The sequence below is a fragment of the Alcanivorax sp. HI0044 genome (genome assembly GCF_001634945.1).
On the sequence record NZ_LWEZ01001026.1, the window covers coordinates 1 to 458 of the forward strand.

Genomic DNA, 458 nt, shown 5'->3' on the forward strand with positions numbered 1-458 from the left:
AAGACGCAGGGCGGCCTCACCGTCTGCGGCCAGTACATACTGGTGGCCGAGCTCTTCGATGATGCGGCAGATGATCAGGCTGACAGCCTTGTTGTCTTCAACGACGAGAACATTCATTAGTGATTTTTATCGTAGACAGCGCAGGATAACAAGGGTGAAATCTGTGTGAAGGCGGGTTTTTCCTGCCAGAATCACGATGCAACGGTTTTGTAGCGGTAGACAGTATGTTAATTCCGGCCAGTTTCTTTATGATTGACGCTCCCGGACTCTTTAAAAACAGCAGGCCGGTAAATAATAAACGTGCCGATGACAATGCTGACGGGTACGGATTCGCTTAATGGCAATGCCAAGAGCCGCTGAATAATGCCTTGCAGGCTCAGGCTTTCAGGCTGGCTCACAATCCAGGCGCAATTTTGACGGTGTGTCCACTCATCAGAAAATTGCAACAACGAGTATGT

Annotated in this window: 1 protein-coding gene; it reads right to left on the reverse strand. The window is 49.3% G+C overall.

Annotated elements, in window-relative coordinates; genetic code table 11:
* Positions 1–227: 227 nt before the first annotated feature.
* Positions 228–458: hypothetical protein (locus A3730_RS31640; protein WP_197477461.1), on the reverse strand; the 231-nt coding region annotated here is incomplete at its 5' end.